Annotated in this window: 27 protein-coding genes; 14 read left to right on the forward strand and 13 right to left on the reverse strand. The window is 63.7% G+C overall.

Annotated features, from left to right (window positions below):
• Window positions 1–44 precede the first annotated feature (44 nt).
• A complete protein-coding gene (locus AB7290_RS26875; protein ID WP_085404859.1) occupies window positions 45–674 on the forward strand; it encodes an FMN-binding negative transcriptional regulator in 630 nt (209 codons plus the stop codon).
• 1 nt (window position 675) lies between these two features.
• Here AB7290_RS26875 and AB7290_RS26880 read toward each other — a convergent pair whose 3' ends face one another.
• Together AB7290_RS26880 and AB7290_RS26885 are read right to left on the reverse strand one after the other, a co-directional pair.
• On the reverse strand, window positions 676–1,161 hold the full coding sequence (locus tag AB7290_RS26880; protein ID WP_085404860.1) for a hypothetical protein: 486 nt from the start codon (window positions 1,159–1,161) through the stop codon (window positions 676–678).
• Window positions 1,158–1,754, reverse strand: coding sequence for a hypothetical protein (locus AB7290_RS26885; protein ID WP_224581006.1), 597 nt, complete (start codon window positions 1,752–1,754; stop codon window positions 1,158–1,160). The genes AB7290_RS26880 and AB7290_RS26885 overlap by 4 nt, the downstream gene beginning before the upstream one ends.
• Before the next feature lie 202 nt (window positions 1,755–1,956).
• Here AB7290_RS26885 and AB7290_RS26890 point away from each other — a divergent pair, with 202 nt between their 5' ends.
• The 4 genes from AB7290_RS26890 to AB7290_RS26905 all read left to right on the forward strand — a co-directional run bounded on the left by AB7290_RS26890 (window position 1,957) and on the right by AB7290_RS26905 (window position 5,769).
• Complete coding sequence (locus tag AB7290_RS26890) at window positions 1,957–2,787, forward strand: class II glutamine amidotransferase (RefSeq protein WP_085404861.1); 831 nt, start codon at window positions 1,957–1,959, stop codon at window positions 2,785–2,787.
• Window positions 2,788–2,807: 20 nt separating this feature from the next.
• Window positions 2,808–4,034 carry a carboxylate-amine ligase gene (locus AB7290_RS26895; protein WP_441254181.1) on the forward strand — a complete coding sequence of 409 codons (1,227 nt, stop codon included), beginning with the start codon at window positions 2,808–2,810 and terminating at the stop codon, window positions 4,032–4,034.
• A gap of 26 nt (window positions 4,035–4,060) precedes the next feature.
• The gene (locus AB7290_RS26900; protein WP_240537640.1) at window positions 4,061–4,282 is read left to right on the forward strand and encodes a hypothetical protein; all 222 of its coding nucleotides are present in this window, start codon (window positions 4,061–4,063) and stop codon (window positions 4,280–4,282) included.
• A gap of 347 nt (window positions 4,283–4,629) precedes the next feature.
• The gene (locus AB7290_RS26905; protein WP_085404863.1) at window positions 4,630–5,769 is read left to right on the forward strand and encodes a hypothetical protein; all 1,140 of its coding nucleotides are present in this window, start codon (window positions 4,630–4,632) and stop codon (window positions 5,767–5,769) included.
• Window positions 5,770–5,828: 59 nt separating this feature from the next.
• Here AB7290_RS26905 and AB7290_RS26910 read toward each other — a convergent pair whose 3' ends face one another.
• The 5 genes from AB7290_RS26910 to AB7290_RS26930 all read right to left on the reverse strand — a co-directional run bounded on the left by AB7290_RS26910 (window position 5,829) and on the right by AB7290_RS26930 (window position 7,888).
• Window positions 5,829–6,449, reverse strand: a complete 621-nt coding sequence (locus tag AB7290_RS26910; RefSeq protein ID WP_071915165.1) for a hypothetical protein — start codon at window positions 6,447–6,449, stop codon at window positions 5,829–5,831.
• 28 nt (window positions 6,450–6,477) lie between these two features.
• On the reverse strand, window positions 6,478–6,813 hold the full coding sequence (locus AB7290_RS26915) for a hypothetical protein (protein WP_063984016.1): 336 nt from the start codon (window positions 6,811–6,813) through the stop codon (window positions 6,478–6,480).
• A gap of 85 nt (window positions 6,814–6,898) precedes the next feature.
• The gene (locus AB7290_RS26920) at window positions 6,899–7,135 is read right to left on the reverse strand and encodes a hypothetical protein (RefSeq protein WP_085404864.1); all 237 of its coding nucleotides are present in this window, start codon (window positions 7,133–7,135) and stop codon (window positions 6,899–6,901) included.
• Between the two features lie 74 nt (window positions 7,136–7,209).
• Window positions 7,210–7,413: a hypothetical protein gene (locus AB7290_RS26925; protein WP_063984017.1), complete on the reverse strand. Its 204-nt coding sequence runs from the start codon at window positions 7,411–7,413 to the stop codon at window positions 7,210–7,212.
• A complete protein-coding gene (locus AB7290_RS26930) occupies window positions 7,406–7,888 on the reverse strand; it encodes a hypothetical protein (protein ID WP_144030847.1) in 483 nt (160 codons plus the stop codon). The genes AB7290_RS26925 and AB7290_RS26930 overlap by 8 nt, the downstream gene beginning before the upstream one ends.
• A 485-nt stretch (window positions 7,889–8,373) precedes the next feature.
• Here AB7290_RS26930 and AB7290_RS26935 point away from each other — a divergent pair, with 485 nt between their 5' ends.
• The 3 genes from AB7290_RS26935 (at window position 8,374) to AB7290_RS26945 (ending at window position 11,014) form a co-directional block, all read left to right on the forward strand.
• On the forward strand, window positions 8,374–9,381 hold the full coding sequence (locus AB7290_RS26935; protein WP_063984018.1) for an alpha/beta fold hydrolase: 1,008 nt from the start codon (window positions 8,374–8,376) through the stop codon (window positions 9,379–9,381).
• A 108-nt stretch (window positions 9,382–9,489) separates the two neighbouring features.
• Window positions 9,490–10,785, forward strand: a complete 1,296-nt coding sequence (locus tag AB7290_RS26940; RefSeq protein ID WP_063984019.1) for a DUF892 family protein — start codon at window positions 9,490–9,492, stop codon at window positions 10,783–10,785.
• Between the two features lie 79 nt (window positions 10,786–10,864).
• Window positions 10,865–11,014 carry a hypothetical protein gene (locus AB7290_RS26945; protein WP_155255931.1) on the forward strand — a complete coding sequence of 50 codons (150 nt, stop codon included), beginning with the start codon at window positions 10,865–10,867 and terminating at the stop codon, window positions 11,012–11,014.
• A 39-nt stretch (window positions 11,015–11,053) separates the two neighbouring features.
• Here the strand turns inward: AB7290_RS26945 and gor are convergent, their stop codons facing one another.
• The 3 genes from gor to rpiA all read right to left on the reverse strand — a co-directional run bounded on the left by gor (window position 11,054) and on the right by rpiA (window position 13,850).
• On the reverse strand, window positions 11,054–12,442 hold the full coding sequence (gene gor, locus AB7290_RS26950; RefSeq protein WP_441254185.1) for a glutathione-disulfide reductase: 1,389 nt from the start codon (window positions 12,440–12,442) through the stop codon (window positions 11,054–11,056).
• A gap of 131 nt (window positions 12,443–12,573) precedes the next feature.
• Window positions 12,574–13,122 (reverse strand): DUF2059 domain-containing protein, encoded by a 549-nt coding sequence (locus AB7290_RS26955; protein WP_071915171.1) that lies wholly within the window; start codon window positions 13,120–13,122, stop codon window positions 12,574–12,576.
• Between the two features lie 2 nt (window positions 13,123–13,124).
• Window positions 13,125–13,850 (reverse strand): ribose-5-phosphate isomerase RpiA, encoded by a 726-nt coding sequence (rpiA, locus tag AB7290_RS26960; RefSeq protein WP_028146742.1) that lies wholly within the window; start codon window positions 13,848–13,850, stop codon window positions 13,125–13,127.
• A 165-nt stretch (window positions 13,851–14,015) separates the two neighbouring features.
• Here rpiA and AB7290_RS26965 point away from each other — a divergent pair, with 165 nt between their 5' ends.
• The 6 genes from AB7290_RS26965 to AB7290_RS26990 all read left to right on the forward strand — a co-directional run bounded on the left by AB7290_RS26965 (window position 14,016) and on the right by AB7290_RS26990 (window position 20,377).
• Window positions 14,016–14,690: an HAD-IA family hydrolase gene (locus tag AB7290_RS26965; protein ID WP_085404867.1), complete on the forward strand. Its 675-nt coding sequence runs from the start codon at window positions 14,016–14,018 to the stop codon at window positions 14,688–14,690.
• A gap of 153 nt (window positions 14,691–14,843) precedes the next feature.
• On the forward strand, window positions 14,844–15,347 hold the full coding sequence (locus AB7290_RS26970; RefSeq protein WP_085404868.1) for a hypothetical protein: 504 nt from the start codon (window positions 14,844–14,846) through the stop codon (window positions 15,345–15,347).
• A 131-nt stretch (window positions 15,348–15,478) separates the two neighbouring features.
• Window positions 15,479–16,531 (forward strand): GTP 3',8-cyclase MoaA, encoded by a 1,053-nt coding sequence (moaA, locus tag AB7290_RS26975; RefSeq protein ID WP_085404869.1) that lies wholly within the window; start codon window positions 15,479–15,481, stop codon window positions 16,529–16,531.
• A 300-nt stretch (window positions 16,532–16,831) separates the two neighbouring features.
• A complete protein-coding gene (locus tag AB7290_RS26980; protein ID WP_014496195.1) occupies window positions 16,832–17,371 on the forward strand; it encodes a TRAP transporter small permease subunit in 540 nt (179 codons plus the stop codon).
• Window positions 17,368–18,969: a TRAP transporter large permease gene (locus tag AB7290_RS26985; protein WP_063984025.1), complete on the forward strand. Its 1,602-nt coding sequence runs from the start codon at window positions 17,368–17,370 to the stop codon at window positions 18,967–18,969. The genes AB7290_RS26980 and AB7290_RS26985 overlap by 4 nt, the downstream gene beginning before the upstream one ends.
• 121 nt (window positions 18,970–19,090) lie before the next feature.
• Window positions 19,091–20,377: a M20/M25/M40 family metallo-hydrolase gene (locus AB7290_RS26990; RefSeq protein ID WP_085404870.1), complete on the forward strand. Its 1,287-nt coding sequence runs from the start codon at window positions 19,091–19,093 to the stop codon at window positions 20,375–20,377.
• A gap of 117 nt (window positions 20,378–20,494) precedes the next feature.
• Here AB7290_RS26990 and AB7290_RS26995 read toward each other — a convergent pair whose 3' ends face one another.
• The 3 genes from AB7290_RS26995 to AB7290_RS27005 all read right to left on the reverse strand — a co-directional run bounded on the left by AB7290_RS26995 (window position 20,495) and on the right by AB7290_RS27005 (window position 23,685).
• Window positions 20,495–21,895 (reverse strand): sensor histidine kinase, encoded by a 1,401-nt coding sequence (locus tag AB7290_RS26995; protein WP_085404871.1) that lies wholly within the window; start codon window positions 21,893–21,895, stop codon window positions 20,495–20,497.
• A gap of 1 nt (window position 21,896) precedes the next feature.
• Complete coding sequence (locus tag AB7290_RS27000) at window positions 21,897–22,571, reverse strand: response regulator transcription factor (RefSeq protein ID WP_028146749.1); 675 nt, start codon at window positions 22,569–22,571, stop codon at window positions 21,897–21,899.
• A gap of 160 nt (window positions 22,572–22,731) precedes the next feature.
• Window positions 22,732–23,685 carry an ABC transporter substrate-binding protein gene (locus AB7290_RS27005; protein ID WP_085404872.1) on the reverse strand — a complete coding sequence of 318 codons (954 nt, stop codon included), beginning with the start codon at window positions 23,683–23,685 and terminating at the stop codon, window positions 22,732–22,734.
• Window positions 23,686–23,776 lie beyond the last annotated feature (91 nt).

Consider the following 23,776-nt stretch of genomic DNA (forward strand, 5'->3'; position numbering starts at 1 on the left):
AGGCCAGATTCCGGTTATCTCCGCATCGAGAACGGAGACACGCCATGTACATCCCGCCCGCCTTCAAGGACGACGACATCGAGAGCATCCGCGCGACCATCCGCGGTGCGCGCCTCGCCAGCCTGGTGACGGCCACCGCCGAGGGCCCGGTCGCAACGCCCCTGCCGCTCTTCCTCGACGAGAGCGAAGGCGGGCACGGCGTGCTCTATGGGCATGTCGCCAGGGCCAACCCGCAATGGAAGCTGCCGCCGATCGGCGATGCGCTCGCCATCTTCAACGGCCCCGACGCCTATGTGACGCCGTCCTGGTATGCGACCAAGCAGGAGACCGGCAAGGTAGTCCCGACCTGGAATTACGTCGCCGTGCACGCCTACGGCCCGGTGGAATTTTTCCAGGAGCCGGAGCGCCTGCTCGAGGCCGTGACGCGGCTGACCAAAAAGCACGAAGGCGCGCGCGCAAAGCCGTGGGCGGTCAGTGACGCGCCCGCTGACTTCATCGCCGCGCAGCTGCGAGGGATCGTCGGCGTGCGCATCCCCGTGGTGCGGTTCGAAGGTAAGCGCAAGATGAGCCAGAACCGCCCTGAGGCCGATCGGGTCGGCGTCGCGCAGGGTCTCGCCGCAAGCGAGAACCACGGCGATCGCGAGGTCGCAGCGCTGATCCCGCTGCCAACCTGAGTCAGCTTGCGCAGGAATGCGCGACGACGCGCTCGCCCCTGACAACGGCTTCCGCCAGTTTGCGCCCGACGTCACCGAAATCCGATAGGGCAAGATAGCCTTGCGCGTAGGCTTCCTGCGTCAGGCGTTCGAAGCGCTTGTCGTCTCCGGTCGACCATTGCTTGGCGATGTAGTCTGCCCCGGCTTTCCCGAAAATCTTGGGGTAGTGTTCCATGTCGTTCTGACGACGATAGTAGTAGTAGTCGATATGGGCGACGAATTGCTTCCGCCCCTCTCCCGCGCAACGCGATCCATAAGGGCGCTCGAACGCCAGAGCGGTTTCGCGGCGCAAGCCTGCGCGACCGTCCACGAAGATCTCTTCGTTGGAGCCATAACCCGGACCATCGACCGGTGCTGCTGGTTGCTGGGCCGTCTTCTGCGGAGCGAATGCCCAGGCGGCGACCTGCCAGATGACAAGCGCCCAGACGATGAACCAGGCGCGGCTCATTTGAAGCTCGCCGACGCCTGCTGCCGTGGCAGGCATACCGGAGACGGATCAAACAACATACCAGGCCCGGTGAACCAGAGAACGACGTCGCGGATATCCTCCGGGAAGTCTTCCTTGACGATGCCCTTTTGTTTGAACGCCTCGGCCAGCTGCGCCTTGACGCGAACGTCCAGCGGCGTGGAATACGCGGCGTTCGCCCGATCGCGCTTCTCTTCGCTGCAGAACATGCCCATTCTCGGATTTGGGCAGTCGTAGATCTTCACCCAGCCCCGCGCATAGGCCTCCGTAGCCGCCCTCAGGTTCGCCTTCATGGTGTCGTCGCACGGCGACATCGCGTAAGCGGTGCTTGCCTGCAATGCGTCCATCCGCAGTGCGTCTTGCTTCGGGTCCTTGTCGCTTTGCAGGGTGTGCTCCGCTTCCCAATCCTTCCGCTGCTTGGCCTTTGAATGCTCATCGCCGAACGAGGAACTGAGCGTGGGCCTCAATTCACCGACCAGCGAAACGTGCGACACCGGAAATCCGCGCATCGCCCAGGAGACGCCCACGAACGTGGAGACGAACGCCATGCAGGTGAAAAGAACAAATCGGCTCATGATGCGCACTCAAAATTCGCGCGCAACCTAACCGTGTCGGCGTTAAGAGATGGATTAATGCGCGGGTTCCCGCAATGCAGGGTAAATGAACGTCTAAAACACGCCGCAGAAATGATCCGGACTTTGCAGAACACATCGCCTGGAACCCAACACAGGCGATCTTGTTGGTGAACCTTACGCCACATCCCGACAGGAAGGCCGCATGTGCCGCTGGATCGCATACCGGGGCGAGATGACCTCGTTCGAACCTTATGTCACCGAGCCCGAGCATTCGCTGATCGCGCAGAGCATCCGCTCGCTGCAGTCGACGGCCGGCTCGAACGGCGACGGCTTTGGTCTCGGCTGGTATGGCGAGCATCCGGAGCCCGGCCTTTACCGCGAGACACGTCCGGCCTGGTCGGACGAAAACCTGCGCTACCTCTGCCGCCATCTGCGCTCGTATCTGTTCTTCGCCCATGTGCGCGCCGCCACCGGCACGGCGGTGACGCGGCAGAATTGTCATCCGTTCGCCTGCGGCCAGTGGATGTTCATGCACAACGGCTTCGTCGGCAGCTGGAATCGCCTGCGGCGCAAGGTCGAGGCGCTGATCCCCGATGCCTACTACCCCTCGCGGCTGGGCACGACCGATTCGGAAGCCGTGTTCCTCGCCATGATGGGCGCGGGACTCGACAGCGATCCACTTGGCGCAACGCAAGCCGTGCTGCAATCGCTCGTGAGCCTGGTCAACGAGGGCGAGCTTCGTGAGCGCCTGCGTTTCACCAGCGCGATCGCAAACGGCCGGGATCTCTATGCGTTTCGCGTCGCGGTCAACGATGCCGCCAACACGCTCTATTATCGCGAGGCCGGCAGCGGCCAGGTCGTCGTCGTGTCCGAGCCGTTCGACAAGGAAACGGACTGGACGGAAGTTCCGCCGAATCACGCGCTGGTCGCGCGCGCGTCCGAAACCGTGAAAATTGTTCCGTTCGACCTTGCAATTTCCAGTGAGGCCGACGCGGAACCGGCCCGGGTCAGGCGGATTATTGCCCGCAGGTAATACCACTGCCGGGTGGCCCTATGACATTTGCTTCGGACGTTTTGAAACTGCTGCGCCTCGATTCCTCCGACGACAAGCAGCACCTCGTCATCCGCTCTGCCGGCGGACACGGCAAGGCGGCTGAATATTCCTTCGGCATCGAGGAGGAATACTTCCTCGCCGATCGCCGCAGCTTCGAGGTCGCGATCGAAACGCCCAACGCCCTGTTCGAGTCGGTGAACTGGTCCACCGGCGGCCAGGCGATGCGGGAGATGCTGCAATCCCAGCTCGAGGTCGCCACCAACGTTCACGTCGATGTCAATGACGCCCGGGAAGAGCTGCGGTTCCTCCGCCGCGAGGTCGCCAACGTCGCCGCGCAATACGGCTTCGTCATCATGGCCTGCGGCACGCATCCGACCGCGGTCTGGCGCATGTCGCAGCCGAGTCCGAAGCCGCGCTACGAGGAGATGATCGAGGATCTGCGCAGCATCGGCCACCGCAACATGATGTGCGGCATGCATGTGCACGTCCAGCTGCCCGATCCCGAGAAGCGGATGGCGGTGATGCGGGCGATGCTGCCGCATCTGCCGCTGTTCATCGCGCTGTCGGCCTCCTCCCCGTTCTGGAATTCCCACAAGACCGGGCTGAAGGGCTACCGGCTTGCCGCCTATTCCGAGCTGCCGCGCACCGGCTTGCCCGAACTGTTCGAAACCAGGCGCGACTACGACGAATATATCGGCGCACTGCAACGCTCCGGCGTGATTCCCGACGAGAGCCATATCTGGTGGGCGATGCGGCCGTCCATGAGGCACCCGACCCTCGAGCTTCGCGCGCCCGACACCTGCACTTTCATCGACGACGCCGTTGCCATCGCCTCGCTCTATCGCTGCCTGACGCGCCATCTCTATCTGCGGCCGTATCGGTCGAAGGAGGTCACGGTGGTCGAGCGCGCGATTGCGGTCGAGAACAAATGGCGGGCCCAGCGCTACGGCACCGATTGCATCTTTGCCTCGAAAGACGGGCCGGTCACCATCTCGGAGCTGCTGGCCCGGATCATCGACGACGTCGCCGGGGACGCAGCCGCGCTGAACTGCGCCGCCGAGGTCGAGCACTGCCGGACCATCGTGGAGCGCGGCAGCTCGGCGGAATTCCAGCTTCGCGCCTATCGCGAGAATGCGAAGGACATCGGGGCGGTCTCGCGCTGGATCGCAGCCTCGACGATCTCGGGCGCGAGCGCTCCGATCGGAAGCGTTCGTGCGCCGTCATAGCGCCCGCGCAAGCTTGGCGAACGACAATGTCGCTCCTGAATTCGGTGATCGTGGAGGAACGCGTGAATCGCGTCACGTCTTGCGCTGGCTGCGGCCACGGACTTGTACCGCTGCTTTCGGCCAAGGGCCGCGCGGAGCTGAGCTGCCTCTGGTGCGAAGGCATCGACGCGCGAACGGTGGACATGGCGAAGTGGGCGGACAGCCCGATCGGCAAGCCCGAGAGGATCACCCGTCAGTCGTTCGAATGAGCGGTTTCGCATGCCCGGCCGCCGGCCTTTGCTGATCGACGCGACCTGCGCGGCTGCACGCCCGCGCCGGGGCTTGCCGACAAATTAGACAAACCGCGCCCCGTCGCCGGAGTTGCGGGCTCGGCGATGAGGCCCAGGCAGGCCAGCCTAACGCGCCGTCTAACCTCAGGTGCAATCTCGATTTTTCATCGCGCCGCGCGGAGCCGCCGAGCCCGCGCATCGTGCTGCATCTCGACTGGCCCAGAATTCGCAAGGCAGCGTCAGGCCTGATTCCCTGCTCCCACGAATTGGCGCAGCAAGATGCGTGCGCCCGGAGACCGGATGAGCGACAAAGATCGGAGAGTGCCATGAACGTGCATGCCGCCGGCGATCTCAAATTTACCGGCCTCACCCATCCGAACGGCGCGCCACTACGCCTCAACGCTCGGGATTTCGTGGCGATCGATCGCGACAAGAATGCCAGGTTCGAGGCGACGTACCGGCCGCAAGCCCTCTACAACCGCGCGAACGAGGGCTTCCACGCCAACAACGAAACCTTCCTCCTGCACGAAGTCGCGACGAACCTCCCGATCTACCGCCCGGACACCGGCCCCACCGATTTCCATCTTCATCTTCCGCCGGGCGGCTTTCAGCTCGTGCTGGTCACCTCGGGCGCCTTCACCTTCGACTACGACGGGCGCTTCTACAATGTCGGCCCCGGTGCGGTGATGTTGCAAAGCGCGATCGTCCACCGCCAGCTGTTCTACACCTGGTCGGGACTGTCGACCGAAGAAAACCTGAAGACGCCGCAGACCGTGGTACCCGATCCGATCTCGATGGGCTACTCCGGCAAATTTCTCGAAGCCTTCGTGACCGATCCGACGACCTTTCCGAACCCGACGATCGTCGGTCCGGACCAGATCAACGAGGCCGAGACGCCGCGCGTGGCCTGGAGCCACCCGCTGCACAACCGGCCGGCCGACGCGGGCTTCTGGCTTCAGGATCCCCTCGCGCTGGATGCGTTGTTCAAGCCGCTCGTCGACGGTCCGATCAAATCGGCCATGCCGGTGTACGTGCGCGACATCGGGATCGAGATTCCCAGCGGCCATCTCGTCACCGGCCACATCATCGCAACCGACCCGCGTGGCCAGTCACTTCTGCCGAAGAGCACATCGACGGCAGCAGACGCCAGCTGTTTCGCCAACGGCGAGGTCGCAATCTACCGCGTCATTCGCGGCACGGCCGAATTCAAGAACAAGGCCGGTGAGGCGATCGAGCTTGCGGCTGGCGATGTGGTGACGGCGGGCAAGAGCTCGATCAGCCTCGTCGGCCTCGGCGAGAACACGCAAGTGCTCCGCCTCGGTCTTCTAAAGGGCATGAACGACCTTTGCAGCTGGACGCCGACCCAGCGCGACGAGATCGACGGCCTCGCCGGCCAGATCATCACGCAGAAGGACATCCGCCCCCTGCGCACCGAGGGCAAGCCGGTCGGGTATCTGTACGCGTAGCCGCACGAAAAGACGGCCCGCCGAAGCGGGCCGTCGCGATCTCATTGGCGCAATGATCCTTAACGCACTGATCCACCGTAGAGCTGCCGCTCCTTGCGAACTTCGTCCGCACCGTAGGGCTTGCTGGCGGGATCGAACGACTTCCATCCGGTCTTCTGCCAGGCGGCGCTGCGGTCACGCAAATTGACCGACGACTCGTTCAGGACTGCGTCAAGGCGGGATCGATCGGCATCTGCGACCCGCGCCGACACCAGCGTGCCTCCCCGACGCACGCCCTCGGCGTAGGAGTCCGCATCTTCCCGCGAAATGCCGGCCTCAGTCATCGCTCCGACGACACCGCCGGTTGCGGCTCCGGCGGCCGCGCCGACCGCGGTCGCGGCGAGCCAACCGGCCGCAACGACGGGTCCGAGGCCGGGGATTGCGAGGAGGCCGAGACCGGCGAGAAGGCCGGCAGTGCCACCCACACCCGCACCGATGCCGGCGCCCTTGCCGGCACCTTCGGCGCGATCGTCGACGCCATCGCGGTCACGGTCCACCTTCTTGTCGGTGTTGAACCAGCTGTCCGAATTATTGGCGACGATGCTGATGTCCGAATGCGGCACGCCGGCAGCTTCGAGACGCTGAACCGCCTGCTGCCCAGTGCTGTAGTTGTCGTAAAGACGAGAAATTGTAACGGTCATTGTGTGTCCTTCTTACTTGCTTATTGGCTTACTTGGCCGAATTGACGTTGCCTTGAAAGTCGACGCTGACCGCGGTGGCAGATCCACCCTTGCTGGCATGGCCGCGCCAAACACCGTTGTCGTCCTTCTTCAGTTCGGTGACGTTGGCGTAGCCGGCATCCTCGATCTTCGACTTGGCTTGTCCTTCGGTGAAACTGTTGCGACCTGCGACAGGAGCGTCGGAGTTGTTTTGCCCCGCGCTGTTGACCGCGCTGTTGTTCGGTCCGGACTGCGCCGGTGGATTTTGCGCCGAGGCCGGAGCAGCTGCGAAGGCGGTGGCCGCCGCGAATAAAGAAATGCAAACGATAAACGATGGGCGCTTCATGATGGTCTCCAGTGTCTAAGGAGTGATCCAAGCCCCCATCAGAGCTTTAGTTCCTACGTCTCGCGCTGTGACATCTCCTTCACGCTCAGGTTCTGAAGAATATCATCCACGTCATCACCATGAGGATGACTGCAAGTCCCACACTCACACCCAGCAGCATCAACACGCTGGGACCGAGCTCGCCTTGGCGCGCTTCGAGCGCGGTCTCAACGATGCGGCCGCTCTTGTCTCGATCCGTGTCATCTGGTCCTTGCATTCCGGGGAAAGGTCGACCGTTTGCCTGCGTCAGACCCGGCAGTGCTGCCCACGCCAAATCGTCCATGGATCTCAATCGGACCCTTGGTGGTTCGTTACTATTGGCAAACGGTGAAAGCTCGGGCTCGAGATCTGCGCTGGCTATCCAGGCAAGCGGCGTCCCGGAGCGGTCAGACAGGAGTTGATATCGGCAGCCATCTTGTTCCGGTGTGCCTTGCTCAGCAGCGCATCCCGCTCTGGGCCGGGTTCAAGGTGCGAGGCCTCTTCACGCAGCCTCAGTGCATCAGCTGCGAGACGCTCGGCAAGTGAATCCGCCTGACGCACGCGGTTGCGCTTCTCATTCATGCGAACGCCCCTGCGTTGGCATCGGAATCAAATCAGCGCTTTGCGGCTGCGGTCGCGAGACCGGCGGCGTCGCGCCATCGAGCCACTCCTGCGTCTCCGCGAGAGCGAGCCAGGCATCGCCCATGCTCCTGAACTGCTTGCGCGCCGCGTCGTTGGCAGCGGTGTCTTCCAGCGTCAGGCAGTGCCCGGCATTCTGCCGAAGATGCTCGGACTGGCTCAATTGGATATCAGTGCTGCTCGTGGCATCGGCAGAGGTCTGCCAGGAGTTCTTGCACACAGGGCACCGCCACTGATTGACGAAGTTCCCGGTGGGCAAGTAGGTCGCATGCAAGGGAGCCGCCACTATTCGCCCGCAGGCGGTACAGCCGTTGGGCCGTTGTGACGGGGATTGCTGTGTCTCGTCCTGAACCGCTTTCGCGCTCCAGCGGCGATCGAACTTGCGGCAGAGATGCAGGGGATAGGAGATAACGTTCAATGCGCGCCTCCGGTTGTGGCGGGAGCGCGGCAGCGTCTCTCTGTCACCGGCGCCTGTCATGTCTGTGCGGGTGATATCCTGGATATGGTGTCGCAAATGACATTCACCAGTGCGCGGTCCCGAGAAACCACGCCTTTGCCTCCGATCTACGTCAATGGCCGACTGCGGGCTGCATCCATTGGATTAGGAACATCTCTCCATCGGATTAGGAACATCTCTCCGTCCCTCCTGTTGCGTCTGCACGACATGATCCGTGAATGCGCATGCCGGGAGGTCCGGACCAGCACTGTTCCGGGTCCCAAGAAGGCGAAATCGATCCCTGCTCGATGTTGCTGATCCGGTCTCCGAACCGCACCCGCGACGCACGGAAATCTCCTCCAGCAAGAATCCGGCGCCATCGCGGTCGTGATGCGACCAAGGGCGTCAATGCGGAAGCGTCCCTTCCCCACTCTCCAACAGCTGGCCGCAGTCAGCGAAAGTGTCACATGCGCATACTGAAAAAACGTTCGCCATCTTTGGCGGCCACGGCCCTTCATGCTCTCGCAGAACATCCCTTGGCCTCCACGATTGCCGCGACGGCCGGCCTGCTCGCAGCGGCCGCGTTCGTCAATCGGCGCCTTGCCGACAAGGCGCAGCGTGATAATCCGCCCCAAGGGCGGTTCATCGACATCGACGGTGTTCGGCTGCACTATGTCGAGCGCGGGTCCGGACGCCCGCTGGTTCTGCTCCATGGCAATGGCAGCATGATCCAGGATTTCGAGTCGAGTGGCCTGATCGATCTTGCAGCCAAGGACTATCGGGTCATCGTGTTCGACCGTCCCGGCTTCGGGCACAGTCTGAGGCCGCGCAACGTGGTGTGGACGCCGGCCGCCCAAGCCGACCTTTTCAAAGACGCGCTTGCGCACCTTGGCGTCGACAAGGCGATCGTGCTCGGACATTCCTGGGGCGCATCGGTTGCGATCGCCCTGGCAAGCAGGCACCCCTCATTGGTCGAAGCCTTGATACTGGCGTCGGGCTATTATTTCCCGACGGCCCGCACCGACGCGATGATGGCGATGGCCGGGCCGGCGATACCAGGGTTTGGCGACATCCTCAGTCACACGATCTCGCCGATCCTCAGCCGCCTGATGTGGCCGACGATGCTGCGGCAGCTGTTCGGGCCCAAATCCGTCCCGGAAAAATTCGACGGCTTCCCCAAATCACTGGCGGTGCGTCCGTCGCAGCTTCGTGCGGGTGCCGCGGAAGCGGCGTTGATGGTCCCTTCTGCGATGCTGTCGGCGAAGACTTACGGCGAATTGGCCATGCCGGTCACCATCCTGGCCGGCGAGGACGACCGCCTCATCGACATCGACGAACAGTCCGGCAGGCTGCATGACGAGATCAAGCACAGCAAGATGCGTCGCGTCCCGAATGCGGGTCACATGATCCAGCAATCGGATACGGCTGACCTGATGGCCGCTGTCGACGAAGCCGCGGCGGAAACGCTGCATTGAGCCACCTGATTCTCCCGAGAAGCATCTGGTCGCGGCACGATCCGAATTAGGAACGTCCAACACAGCGCTCAGTTGGCCCCGGTATCTCCTGTAGTCAAAGGTCTTTCCATGTATCATCACGTCAAAAAGCTCATGTTCACAGTCCGGGTCGACGAGCCCGATCCCCGGTTCGGCAATATGCTGCTGGAGCAATTCGGTGGCGCCAACGGCGAGCTTGCGGCCGCCATGCAGTATTCCATTCAGGGTCTCAACTGCGAGGATCCCGACCGTAAGGATCTCCTCATGGATATTGGAACCGAGGAGTTGAGCCACCTTGAGGTCGTCGGATCGCTCGCGCGGCTGCACTTGAAACCCATGAAGTTCGATCGCGAAGCGGCGGAAGCCGATCCCTTGATCGCGATTGCCGGAGGCGGCGGTGTCAATCTGTTCAACTCGCAAGGCAGTGCCTGGACGGCGGACTATCTCAAGATCACCGGAGAACTCGACGTCGATCTGCGCAGCAACATCGCCGCAGAAGCTCGGGCCAAGATCGTCTATGAGCGCCTGATCAATTTCTGTGATGACGCCGGCACCAAGGACGCCTTGCAATTCCTGATGACACGGGAAATCACCCACATGAAGGCGTTCTCACGCGCGCTGGAAAGCATGAACAAGCCCACGTTCAGCATCGGCCGCATCGCTCCGACGCCCGGTCTCGTGGACCAGTTCTTCAACGATTCGACAGGGTCCGGCGACAATGGAGAAATCGACACAAGAGGTCCCTGGAATGAAGGCGAGGACTGGGTGTTCATGGAATCACCGGCACTCCAGAGCGGCGATCCCGGCGCAGCGCCTTCCATCGTTGCCGAAAGCTCGCCATCGGAACCGTCCGTTGGCCTTGACGACCTGCTGATCGATCAGCTGCGGGATCTCCTGCACGCGGAGAAGCAGTTGACCAAGGCATTGCCTCAGATGATCGAGGCTGCCCGCTACGACCAGCTCTCCGAGCTGTTCACCGTTCACCTGGCCGAAACCGAAGCGCAGATCGAGCGTCTCGACGAGTGCTTCGAACTTCTTGGGAAGAAGCCGCGCGCCAAGGCTTGCAAGGGCATGCAGGGGCTTGTCGAGGAAGGCGACGAAGTGATCAAGGAGGGCGCCAGGAAGGACGATGCCGCTGCGGATCTCGCGTTGATCGGTGCGGCACAGCGTGTCGAGCACTACGAGATTGCCGGCTACGCGACCGCCCGCAACCTGGCGCAGCAGTTGCGTCACACCGCCGTCGTCGCGCTGCTTTCCAAGAATCTGGCGGAGGAAGAGAACGCGGACCAGTTGCTCAATCAGGTCGCACGTTCGTTGATGTCGGTTGCGAAGATGCCCGCCGCCATCGAGCAGACCTTCGCCGAGGATGAGCCCGCCGGAGGCTAGCCGGCCTTGAACCATTGACCACAAGGCAAGGCGGCCCCTGCACGGGCCGCTGCGCCACCACAGCCGGAAAGGATCTAGCATGCGCCCGAAGATCAAAGAACATACCTGCCCGCTGTGCAACGGAACCGGCTTTCCCAAGTCCAAGGAGCCAGCGCACCCGGGCCGCAAGATCTATCCGGTCAAATGCGAGTCCTGCCAGGGCAAGGGCAAGATATCGGAGATGACGTGACGTGATCTCAGTGCTTTGAGGTCGCGCTGAAGGCCGCTCCTACTCCGCCGCCTGACGCACATGCCGCGCCGTCGGCGTGCGCATTGTGACGAGCTCTTCGGCCGCGGTCGGATGCAGCGCGATCGTCGCGTCGAAGTCGGCCTTGGTCGCCTTCATCTTCACCGCGATCGCGACCACTTGGGTGACCTCGGCGGCGCAATCGCCGACGATGTGGCAGCCGAGCACGCGGTCGGTCGAACCATCGACGACGAGCTTCATCAGCACGCGGGTGTCGCGACCGGACATGGTCGCCTTGATCGGCCGGAACGTCGTCTTGTAGATGTCGACGTGGCTGAATTGCGCACGCGCCTCGGTCTCCGTCAGACCGACCGTGCCGACCTCCGGCTGCGAGAACACCGCGGTCGGGATGTAGGAATGATCGACCTGCACCTCGCGCTTGCCGAACACGGTGTCGGCAAACGCATGCCCCTCGCGAATCGCAACCGGCGTCAGATTGTGCCGGTGGGTGACGTCGCCGATGGCATAGATGCTGTCGACCGAGCTCTTCGAGAAATGGTCCACCGCGATGCCGCCATTCTCGGGGTTGATGGCGACGCCGGCCTTCTCCAGGCCGAGATTGGCGACCGACGGATGGCGGCCGATCGCGAACATCACCTGGTCGGAGGCAAGGCTCGAGCCGTTCGACAGATGCGTGGTGAATTCCTCGCCGTGCCGATCGACCTTCGCCACCGTGCAGCCGGTGAGAATGGTGATGCCCTGCTTCTCCATCTCGCTCCGGACGTGGGCGCGAACGTCCTCGTCGAAACCGCGCAGGATGTTGTCGCCGCGATAGATCACGGTGACGTCGGAGCCGTAGCCGGCGAAGATGCCGGCGAATTCCAGCGCGATGTAGCCGCCGCCCTGGATCACGATCCGCCTCGGCAGCTTCTTGAGGTGAAACGCCTCGTTGGAGGAGATCACGTGCTCGATGCCAGGGATCGAGGCGCCATGGTTGGGCGCGCCGCCGGTGGCGATCAGGATGTATTTTGCGGTGATCTTCCGGTCGTTCTCGAGCAGGCGGACGGTGTGCTTGTCCTCGATCACCGCGCGACTCTTGACGACCTGCGCGCCCGACTTCTCGACATTCGTCGTGTAGGCCGCTTCCAGCCGCGCGATCTCCTTGTCCTTGTTGGCGATCAGCGTCGGCCAGTCGAAGGTCGCGGGCGGAACGGTCCAGCCGAAACCGGCGCCATCTTCCAGCTCGTGACGGACATGCGATCCGATCACGAACAGCTTCTTCGGCACGCAGCCGCGGATCACGCAGGTCCCGCCCATGCGGTACTCTTCCGCGATCATCACGCGCGCACCGTGACCGGCCGCGATGCGGGCGGCACGCACGCCGCCCGAGCCGCCGCCGATGACAAAGAGGTCGACGTCGAATTCAGCCATTGTCCACTCCGACCTCTTCTTTCAGCGCATGATCCGGAGAAGTGTGCAGCGGTTCTCCGATAGGATCATGCGCAAATAACAGCCTAAAGCGCGATGACGCGCTTTAGGGATTTCTGATCAGATAGGTACTGTCAGATTTCCTTGCCACGCTTGCGCATCTCGGCACGGAAGGCACCCATCACGGTCTCGGAGAAGTTCTGGGCCCAGGAGTTCATGAAGGCCATGCTGAGGCCGATGGCGCGCGGCTCGGCGTCGATCAGCTTCTTGCCCAGCGGCGACTTGTAGAAGGTGACGAGGTCCTTCAGTTCCTGCTCGGTGAACTCGCTGGCATAGATCTGCGCCATGCCTTCGCCGATCTCGTTCTGGCGGCCGTTGAGCTGCTGGGCCACGATCGGCGCGACCTCGCTGAGCTCCTTCTGGTAGTTGAGATTCTGCTGGATCAGCGTGATCTTGGTCTTCTCGACCATGCCAGGCACGGCGCCCTGATACATCGCGGTGGCGTTCTTGATCTGCAGGATCTCCTTGGCCGCCGCGATCGCCGCAGGCGAGGCTTTCGGCGGGGCCGGCGCGGGAGCAGCCTTCTGGGCCGGCGCGGCCTGCTGCGCGATCGCCGGGACCGCCGAGACGGCCAGTCCAGCAGCAAGCGTCGCGGCCGGCAAGAATCTCAATACGCTCTTCATTCCTAGTCTCCTTTCGGCTTACGCCGTTCAATCACGCGAATTCCCTCGCCGCCCGCCAAAACGGCCGAGCTGGCCAAGCCGATAAACAAGCCATGCTCGACCACGCCGGGGATCGAGCTCAACGCCTTGGCGAGGCCAGGCGGATCCACGATGCGTCCGAGCTGAGCATCGAGAATCCAGTGGCCGCCATCGGTGACGAAAACGTGGCCATCCTTGTCGCCGCCTTTGGCTTTACGGACCGCCATTTGCCCGGAAACGCCGCATTCGGCAAATGCCTTCTCGATCGCGCGGCGCGTCGCGCCGAGCCCGAACGGGATGACCTCGATCGGCAGCGGAAAGCGGCCGAGCGTCGGCACCCATTTGCTGTCGTCGGCAATCACGATCATGCGATCCGAGGCGGCCGCCACGATCTTCTCGCGCAGCAGTGCGCCGCCGCCGCCCTTGATCAGGTTGAAGTCGGGATCGATCTCGTCGGCGCCGTCGACGGTGAGGTCGAGATGATCGATCTCGTCCAGCGTCGTCAGCTTCACACCGCAGCGCTCGGCGTCGAGGCGCGTCGCCTCCGAGGTCGGTACGCCGATCACCTTGAGCCCGGCCTGCACGCGCTCGCCGAGCAGTTCGACGAAATGTTTGGCGGTCGAGCCGGTGCCGAGCCCGAGCTGCATGCCGTCACGCACCTCCTCGAGGGCGCGCGCCGCAGCCTGCCGCTTCAACTGGTCCATGTTCACGATGCGCCCGCCCCTGAATTTTAGAGTGTGCCGCCGATAGGTTGCTTGCGGCGGCCTATGTAGCCTCGTTTTTCCTGCCGGAACAGGCCTCCGGGCCGATCTTATAAGGTGAACTTATGGCTTCGGCCCTTGCGCCGATCCGGCCGGCCCGATAGCGCTGGGACCATGACCTCCCCTTACACCCTCGTCTTCGATCTCGACGGCACGCTTGTGGACACGGCGCCCGACCTGATCACCGCGCTGAATTTCGTGCTCGACCGCGAAGGGCTGCCGCCCGTGCCGATGGCCTCGGCCCGCAACATGATCGGCGCCGGCGCCCGCAAGCTGATCGAACGAGGGCTAGAGGCTGAGGGCCGCATGGTCACGCCGGCTGACATGGACCGGATGACAGCGGATTTCATCGCCTATTATGCCGACCATATCGCGGTCGAATCCCGTCCGTTCGAGGGGCTCGAGGCCGCACTCGACCAGTTTGCCGCCCAGGGCCACCGGCTGGCGGTCTGCACCAACAAGCTGGAATGGCTGTCGAAGCGGCTTTTGGACCAGCTCGACCTCACTCGCCGCTTTGCCGCGATCTGCGGCGCGGACACCTTTGGCGTCCAGAAGCCCGATCCGACCATTTTCCGCGAGACCGTGGCACGCGCCGGCGGAGCGGTCAAAGCCAGCATCATGGTCGGCGATGCCGGAACCGACGTCGGCGTGGCCCGTCGCGCCGGGGTGCCCGTGATCGGGGTCAGCTTCGGCTATACGGACGTGCCGATCGCCGAGCTGAAGCCGGACCGGCTGATCCATCACATGCGCGACCTGCCGGCCGCGGCCCACAGCCTGATGACCACCTAGGAGCCACAAGACTCTGAAATAACTGGCATATTCTACGGAACCCTGCGTTAACCATCTATTAACTATGCGCAGCGCGCCGGTTGCTTGCTTGGAACGACGCTCGTAGGTTCGCCCGGGGATGTGGCGGTTCGTCGCAGTTAGAAGTGGGTGGTCATGCGTCGTGTCATCGCGATTGCGCTAGCGGGAGCGGGCCTTGGTGGCTGCTCCTCGATGTCTTGGGACATGTTCAAATCGGCGCCGCCGACCGTCCAGGTCCGGCTCGAATCCAATCCTCCAGGGGCTGACGCCACGACCTCGCTGGGTGCGGGTTGCAAGACCCCCTGCTCCGTCTCGGTTCCGGCCCCCGACGCCCCCTTCACGGTCGCTTTCGCGCTGCCAAAATACCAGCCGGCGAGCGTGCCGGTGAACGTGATCAAGAATCCCGGGGATTTCACCACGCCCGCCTCGGTCACCACCGACCCGAATCCGGTGTTCGCGGAACTCCAGCCGGCAGTGCCGCCCAAGCCTGTGAAGAAGCCGCACCGGCCGAAGAAGCCGAAGCCGGCCGCAGCCGCCGCGGCGCCTGCGGATGCCGCACCCGCTGCGGCCCCTGCGGATGCTGCACCTGCTGCGGTGGCGGCCTCGCCGTTTCCCGATCCGAACGCAGGAAAGCGCTGATCCAGGCGCTGATTACGTATACCACCCGATTGTCCTAACCGCGTCCGATGCTTAGATTGCTTCCAGAGCACCACTGAAGCAAAGGTGCGCCCGTCGCCGTAAGTGACAAGGCATTTGGCAAGGCATCTGGTATGAACGGACCTTCCGCGAGCCCTCTCGCAGCAGCGAGCCCCCGCGACGCGCTGTCGAGCGCGATGACCGATCCGTTCGGGCGGACCATCTCGTATTTGCGCGTATCCGTCACCGACCGCTGCGATCTGCGCTGCTTCTATTGCATGTCGGAAGACATGACATTCCTGCCCAAGGCGGACCTGCTGACGCTGGAGGAGCTCGACCGGCTCTGCACGGCCTTCATCGCCAAGGGCGTGAAGAAGCTGCGGCTCACCGGCGGCGAGCCGCTGGTTCGCCGCAACGTGATGACGCTGGTGCGCTCGCTGTCCCGCCACCTTTCGAGCGGCGCCTTGAGCGAGCTGACCCTGACCACCAACGGCACCCAGCTTGCGAAACACGCCCGGGAGCTCGCCGATTGCGGCGTCCGCCGCATCAACGTCTCGCTCGACACGCTCGATCCCAAGAAATTTCGCGAGATCACCCGCTGGGGCGAGATCGACAAGGTGCTGGAGGGCATCGAAGCCGCGCGCGCCGCTGGGCTTGGCGTGAAGATCAACGCGGTGGCGCTGAAGAACCTCAACGAGGACGAGCTTCCCGACCTGATGCGCTGGGCGCACGGCAAGGGCATGGGCCTGACGCTGATCGAGGTCATGCCGATGGGCGAGATCGGCTCGGGCCGTATCGACCAGTACCTGCCGCTGTCGCTGGTGCGCGCGCGGCTCGCCCAGCAATTCACGTTGACCGATTTGGCCGAGAGCACCGGCGGGCCGGCGCGCTATGTCAGCGTTGCCGAGACCGGCGGCAAGCTCGGCTTCATCACGCCGATGACCCATAATTTCTGCGAATCCTGCAACCGGGTGCGCATCACCTGCACGGGCACGCTGCACACCTGCCTCGGCCACGAGGATGCTTCAGATTTGCGCAAACCCCTGCGTGCATCTGACGACGACATGCTGCTTGCGGATGCGATCGACCGCGCCATCGGGCTGAAGCCCAAGGGCCACGATTTCATCATCGACCGCCGCCACGACCGCCCCAGCGTCTCCAGGCACATGAGCGTCACGGGCGGCTGAGGGATTCGCGCCCTCCCCGCCATAAGCTTTTGACTCGGCGTCAATTTGCCCATTTTCCGATTGACGGCGCACAAGCCCGCTGGTTTGGTGCAGCCGCCTTTGCTTGCCCGGCAGCAATAAGCCGGCCGCGCCCCTTTGGCGGTCGCGGTCAAGACGGCAAGGCACGAGGGGAGGACTGACGCCGCAATCGCTCCGGAATATTGTCCGTGCGGTCGCGTGCTTTTCGCACGCCGGCCAGGCGATGCGTGCTGAAGCCTCCCGTAAAGTGTTGGGCCGCGACGGCGACGGAGAGAAAGTAAGATGCGTCCATTGCTGGCGGTGAGCAACGCCATCGACGCCCTCAATGAAAAGATTGGGTACGTCTGTAACATCCTGGTGCTGCTGGCGTGCCTGGTCAGCGCGGCCAATGCCATGATCCGCTATGCCTTCAGCAACTCCTCGAACGGCTGGCTGGAGCTGCAATGGTACATGTTCGCCATCCTGGTGATGTTCGGCGCGTCCTACACCTTCAAGCGCAACGAGCATGTCCGCGTCGAGATCTTCTACCTCACGCTCTCGGAACGCGGCCAGCTCTGGCTCGACATGATCGGCACGCTCTGCTTCCTGATCCCCTCCTGCCTCCTGCTCGCCTATCTGTCCTGGCCGTTCTTCATGCAGGCCTATAACGTCGGCGAGATGTCGGGCAATGCAGGCGGCCTGATCCGCTGGCCCATCAAGTTCGTGATCCCCGCCGGCTTCGTATTGCTGGCGCTCCAGGGTGTTTCCGAAGTCATCAAGCGAATCGCGGCTCTCCAGGGCTATGTGACGATCGACGCCAAGTACGAGAGGCCGACCCAATGATTACGCTGGAAATGATGCCGCCGCTGATGTTCGGCGGCCTGGTTCTGGCGATGCTGATCGGCTTCCCCGTCGCGTTCACGCTCGCGGCGGTCGGCCTCTCCTTCGGCTTCCTCGCCATCCATCTCGGATTCTTCGACCTCAACTTCCTCCAGGCGATTCCCGGCCGCGTGTTCGGCAGCGTGCTTTCCAACGAGCTGCTGCTCGCGATCCCGTTCTTCACCTTCATGGGCGCCATATTAGAGAGATGTGGACTGGCCGAAGATATGCTGGACTCGATGGGCCAGCTGTTCGGCCCGGTCCGCGGCGGCCTCGGCTATTCCGTCATCATCGTCGGTTTCATCCTCGGCGCCATCACCGGCACGGTAGCGGCGCAGGTCATCGCCATGGCGCTGATCTCGATGCCGGTGATGATCCGCTACGGCTACAACATGCGCTATATCACCGGCGTGCTCGCGGCCTCCGGCACGATCACGCAGCTGGTGCCGCCCTCGCTGGTGCTGATCGTGCTCGCCGACCAGCTCGGCAAGTCGGTCGGCGACATGTATCTCGGCGCCTGGGGCCCCTCGGTGTTCCAGATCATGCTGTTCGCCGGCTACACCTTCATCCTCGGCCTGATCAAGCCGAGCCACGTGCCGCCGGTGCCGAAGGAAGCGCGCACGCTGACCGGCTGGGCGCTGTGGAAGAAGTGCCTGATGGGCATCATCCCCTCGGCCGTGCTGATCTTCGTCGTGCTCGGCACCATGATGATGGGTCTTGCGACCCCGACCGAAGCCGGCGCCATGGGCGCGGTCGGCGCCATCGTGCTCGCCGCGATCCATCACAAGGACTTCACCTCGAAGGACCGCATGATCCTGATCGGCGGCGTGATCGCCGCCGGCGTCGGCACCATCGTCGCGATGCTGTTCACCGAGAACCTGGTCTTCAGGCTCTCGTTCGCGGTCACCTATCTCGCCGTGGCCTGGATCTGCATCCAGGCCGCGCGCATCCCCGAGCTGCGCGACCTCATCAAGCAGGGCTACGAGTCCACCATGCGCCTCACCTGCATGGTCACCTTCATCCTGATCGGCTCGACCTGCTTCTCGGTGGTGTTCCTCGGCGTCTCCGGCGGCGTCTGGCTCGAGCATCTGCTGACCTCGCTGCCCGGCGGCGTGTGGGGCTTCCTGATCTTCATCAACCTCTTCATCTTCTTCCTGGCGTTCTTCCTCGACTTCTTCGAGATCGCCTTCATCATCCTGCCGATGATCGCGCCGATCGCGCAGAAGGTCCTCGCCCCGGTGGTGGGACCGGACGCGGCGCTGATCTGGTTCGGCGTGATGCTGTGCGTGAACATGCAGACCTCGTTCCTGCATCCGCCGTTCGGCTTCGCGCTGTTCTATCTGCGCGGCGTGGCGCCGAAGGAAGTGAAGAGCTCCGACATCTATTGGGGCGCAATCCCCTGGATCGGCCTGCAGCTGATCATGGTGCTGCTCGTGATCATCTTCCCGATCACGGTGACGGGCCTGCTCGACAAGCCGCTCAACGTCGATCTCGACAAGGTCAAGATCGAAGTGCCGCAGATCGACCTGCCGCCGCTGGATCTAGGACCGCCGCAGAAGTAGCGGCCATAACCATCGCCGTCATGTTCCGCCTCGGCGGTTCATGACGCGCGCGCCCGCGCGCGTGACAAGCAACGCAAACACGGGCATACCGGGCCATCCTCCAACTGATGGACCGCCGCGCATGTCCCGATCGCTCCCTGCTCCGTCGCTCGCTCCCTTGATCGCATCGCTCTGGCTGGCATGCGCCGCAACGTTTGCGCATGCGGAACCGATGACCGATGTCCATGCGCTGGCGCAAAAGGAGCAGCAGCCGCTGCTCGACACGCTGCGCGACCTCGTCAGCATCGAATCCGGCAGCAAGGACATCGACGGCCTGAACCAGATCGCCGAGCGCGTTGCCGGCCAGCTCAAGCAGCTCGGCGGCACGGTGGAGACCTTGCACCCCGCAGACGTCTATCGCCTCGACGACACGCCCGAGACAATCGGCCCAGCCGTGCACGCCGTATTCAAGGGCACCGGCAGCAAGAAGATCATGCTAATCGCCCACATGGACACGGTGTACCTGAAGGGCATGCTGAAGGACCAGCCGTTCCGCGTCGACGGCGACAAGGCCTACGGCCTCGGCATTGCTGACGACAAGCAGGGCGTCGCGCTCATTCTCCATACCGTGGCGATGCTCCAGAAACTCAATTTCAAGGATTACGGCACGCTCACGGTGCTCACCAATGGCGACGAGGAGATCTCCTCGCCCGGCTGGCGCAGCACCATCACCAAATTCGCCGCGGATCAGGACGTGGTGTTTTCGTTCGAGGGCGGCGGCACCGACGGCACGCTGCGCCTTGCCACCAGCGGCATCGGCTCGGCCTATCTTACGGTGCATGGCAAGTCCTCGCACGCGGGCGCTCGGCCTGAGGGCGGTATCAACGCGTTGTACGAGCTCTCGCACCAGGTGCTGCAGATGAAGGACCTGTCCAAGCCCGAGCAGGGCCTGAAGCTGAACTGGACGGTCTCGAAGGCCGGCACCAACCGCAACGTGATCCCGGCCGACGCCTCGGCCCAGGCCGATGCGCGTGCGCTCAAGGTCGCCGATTTCGACGAGTTGCAGAAGGCGCTGCAGGAGAAGATCAAGAATCGCCTGCTGCCCGACTCCAGGGTCGAGCTGAAATTCGAGGTGCGCCGCCCGCCGCTGGAGGCCAACGACGCCTCGCGCCGCGTCGCAGCCTACGGCAAGACAATCTATGGGGAAATCGGACTGTCCCTCAAGGTCGACGAGAAGGCGACCGGCGGCGGCACCGACGCCGCATTTGCCGCGCTCAAGACCAGCGGCGCCGTGGTGGAAGGCATGGGCCTGTCAGGCTTCGGCGCGCACTCCAACGATGCCGAATATGTGCAGATCAACAGCATCGTGCCGCGGCTTTATCTGGCCACGCGCATGATCATGGACCTGTCCACGGGCAAGCTGAAATAGCGGCCGCTTTCTTCCCTTCTCCCCTTGTGGGAGAAGGTGGCGCGAAGCGCCGGATGAGGGGTTCTCTCCGCGCGCTTGACTAAGAGTTGGATTCGCGGAGAGAACCCGTCTCGCCGCTTATCGCGGCGAGCCACCCTCTCCCACAAGGGGAGAGGGTGAAGAAGCCGTCTTCTCCGCCAGCCGAAACCGCAGCGTGAACTCCGCGCCGCCGCCGGGAAGATTCTCCACCGCCACCGTCGCGGCATGATCGTCCGCGACCCCGCGCACGATCGAGAGCCCGAGGCCCGCGCCGTCGCTGCGCTGGCGGTCGGCGCGCCAGAAGCGCTGGAAGATCAGCTCGCGCTCGGCCTCCGCAATGCCGGGGCCGCAATCGCGCACGCGCACCGAACCGTCCTCGCGCACCTCGACATCGACGGCGGTATCCTTCGCCGTGAACTTGATGGCGTTTTCGGCGAGGTTGAAGATCGCGCGCTGGAGCATCTCCGCATTGCCGTGGATCAGCACCGGCGCGTCGGCGCCCTTCAGCGCGATGTCCTTGTGCTGCGCGATCGCGAACGGCGCGATGGAGCCGACCACCTCGGCGCAGACGGCGCGCAGGTCCGCGGTCTCGCCGGGATCGAGCACCAGGGTGTCGAGCTCGGCGATCTCCAGCAGCTGGGCGACGATGCGGCTCATGCCTTCGATGTCGTCGTGCAGCGCCTGCCTTGCGGCGCCATCGCCCAGCGTCTCGATCCGCGTGCGCAAGATCGTGAGCGGCGTGCGCAATTGATGCGCGGCATCCGCCGTGAACTGCCGCTGCACCCGAAAACCGTCCTCGAGCCGGTCGAGCGCCTGGTTGACGGCGGTGACCAGCGGCATGATCTCGCGCGGGATCTGTTCCGTCGGCAGGCGGATGTCGGTGCGCGCCGGCCCGATATTGCTGGCCTCCTCCGACGCCTTCCACAATGGCGCGATGGCACGGCGGAAGATGATGATGTCGGCGGCGAGCAGGATCAGCAGGATCGGAATGGTGATCCACCCGACCCGGCGGAAGAAGTTCGAGATGATGTCGTCGATGATGACGTCGCGATGCGCCAGATCCTCGGCCACGCGGATGCGCACGACCTTGCCGTCGATGATGCGGGTGACGCCAGCGCCGGAAATCGTCTCGGAAAGTGTCGGCGGCGCCGACACGGCCGCTCCCGTCTTGCGGCGGGACGAAAACAGCAAACGGCCGTCGGCATCGCGGATGTCGTAGAGATAGCGGCCGTAGGCTTCCGAATAGAGGCCCCGCAGGCTGTCCGGCAGGTTGAACGTCAGCAGGCCGTCCGGCGCGGCGACAATGCGCTCGGCCAGCACCTCGGCCTGCGCCCGCATGGCTTCGCGGTGCAGCTGGTCGACTTCGGAATTGAGCAGCCAGAACAGTACCAGCGGCAGGAAGATCGCGACCACCGCGACCGCCACGATGTGCATGAACACGATGCGCCAGATCAACGATTTGAATGTCGGCGATCTACCATAGGCCCCGGCGGCCGCCACGCTATTTCTCCTCGGACATGAGATAGCCGACGCCGCGGATGGTGTGGATCACGACCTTGGCGCCGTGTTCAGTGAGCTGCTTGCGCAGCCGCGAGACGTAGACCTCGACCGCGTTGGAGGCGACCTCGCCTTCGAGCCCGAAGATGTGGTCCTCGACGTTCTTCTTCGGCACCACCCGCCCCTGCCGGCGCAGCAAAATCTCCAGCACCGAGGTCTCGCGCGCGGAGATGATCCGCGGCTGGTCGTCGACGAAGATCTGGCGGCTTTCGGTGTCGTAGACGAGATTGGCGAGCCGCAGCGAGCGGCCGAGCAGCTGGCCGGGCCGGCGCAAAATAGCCTCCAGCCGTGCCACCAGCTCCTCCATCGCGAACGGCTTTGCGAGATAGTCGTCGGCGCCACTGCGCAGGCCGCTGACGCGATCCTGCAGGCCGCCGCGCGCGGTCAGCACCAGCACCGGCAGCGGCTCCATCTGCCGGCGCAGCTCGCGCAGCACCGACAGGCCGTCGCCGTCGGGAAGGCCGAGGTCGAGGATCATCGCAGCGTAGCTGACGCTGCTGACCGCCTCGCGCGCCTCGGCCGCGGTGCTCACGATGTCGCTCTGGTAGCCGGCGGCCGACAGCCCGGCGGCAACGAGCCGCGACAGCTCGACATTGTCCTCGACGATCAGAAGGCGCATCGCAGTCCCGCCGGATGTTCCTGTGCAATCACGGCTCGCGCCGCATCTTCGCTCTCTTCCACCATTCCGGCCGCCTCGGCCAGCGAAAAAGCGCGTGGCAGGCTCGCCCGCGCCCCTGTCAGGTTCGTGTAAGCCGATCTGGGCGCATTCCGATAATGGTTTACTCGATCACCTCGTCCGCGCCGGCAATGACTGCCGCGGAGAACGGACGGCCGAGCAGCTTCGCGGCCTTCAAATTGACAACGAGCTCCACCTTCGTGACGAGCTGAACTGGAAGATCAGAAGGCTTCTCGCCCGACAGAATGCGTCCGGCATAGATACCCGCGCGACGGTGCGACTGCATGAAATCTCCTCCGTAGCTCATCAAACCTCCAGCCACGGGAAAGTCTCGGGTCTGCGTGATTGCGGGCAATTGATATTTCATCGCGAGAGCCGCCAGCCGGGCACTGCGAAATGCAAAATAGGGGTCGGAGGTAAACACAGCTCCGCTTAGCCCGTCCCTGGCCACGGCAGCGAACACGGATTCGAATTCATCCTCCTTGCTTGCGCTATAGATCTGCAGTTGAACCCGCAGGGTTTCTGCGGCCGCCTGAAGCTTCTGCAATTGTGAGGGTGCGGTCGGACTTGTCGGGTTGGCGACCACCGCCAATCTGGTCACCGTGGGCAACAGGTCGCGCATCAGCTCAAGCCGCTTTGGCGACACATCGACGCTCAGGCTCGAAACTCCCGTGATATTTCCGCCCGGCCGCGACAGGCTGTCCACCACGCGTAGCTGAACGGGGTCGCCGCCCATCTCGAACACGATGGTCTTGGTCGTACCCGTACCCTTCGCGGCAAGTGCCACGGGAGCCCCGCCAGGAGCCACGATCAGGTCTACATTTCTGGCGACCAATTCGGCAGCCAGGGCTGGCAATCGAGAATATTGTCCGGCGGCCCACTGAAAGTCGATCGCCACATTGCGCCCCTCGACGAAGCCGGCTTCCTCCAGTCCCTGTCGGAAAGCCTCAAGTCGACTGCCAAAGAGCTCGGGTGACTCCGGGCAAAGATATCCGATGACCGGCATGGAGGGCTTCTGCCCATACGAGACGGTCGTCCACGTCGCGGCGCCTGCCATCCAAAGAAGAAAATCACGCCGTCTGGCGCGTCTGCGTAGCGTTGCTGCTTCAGAGTTGGCGCACCTCATGCCCACGGACCCGCTGCCGTCA

It is taken from the genome of Bradyrhizobium sp. 613_E4_N2_2 (assembly GCF_052075995.1).
Taxonomy (GTDB): Bacteria; Pseudomonadota; Alphaproteobacteria; order Rhizobiales; family Xanthobacteraceae; genus Bradyrhizobium; species Bradyrhizobium barranii.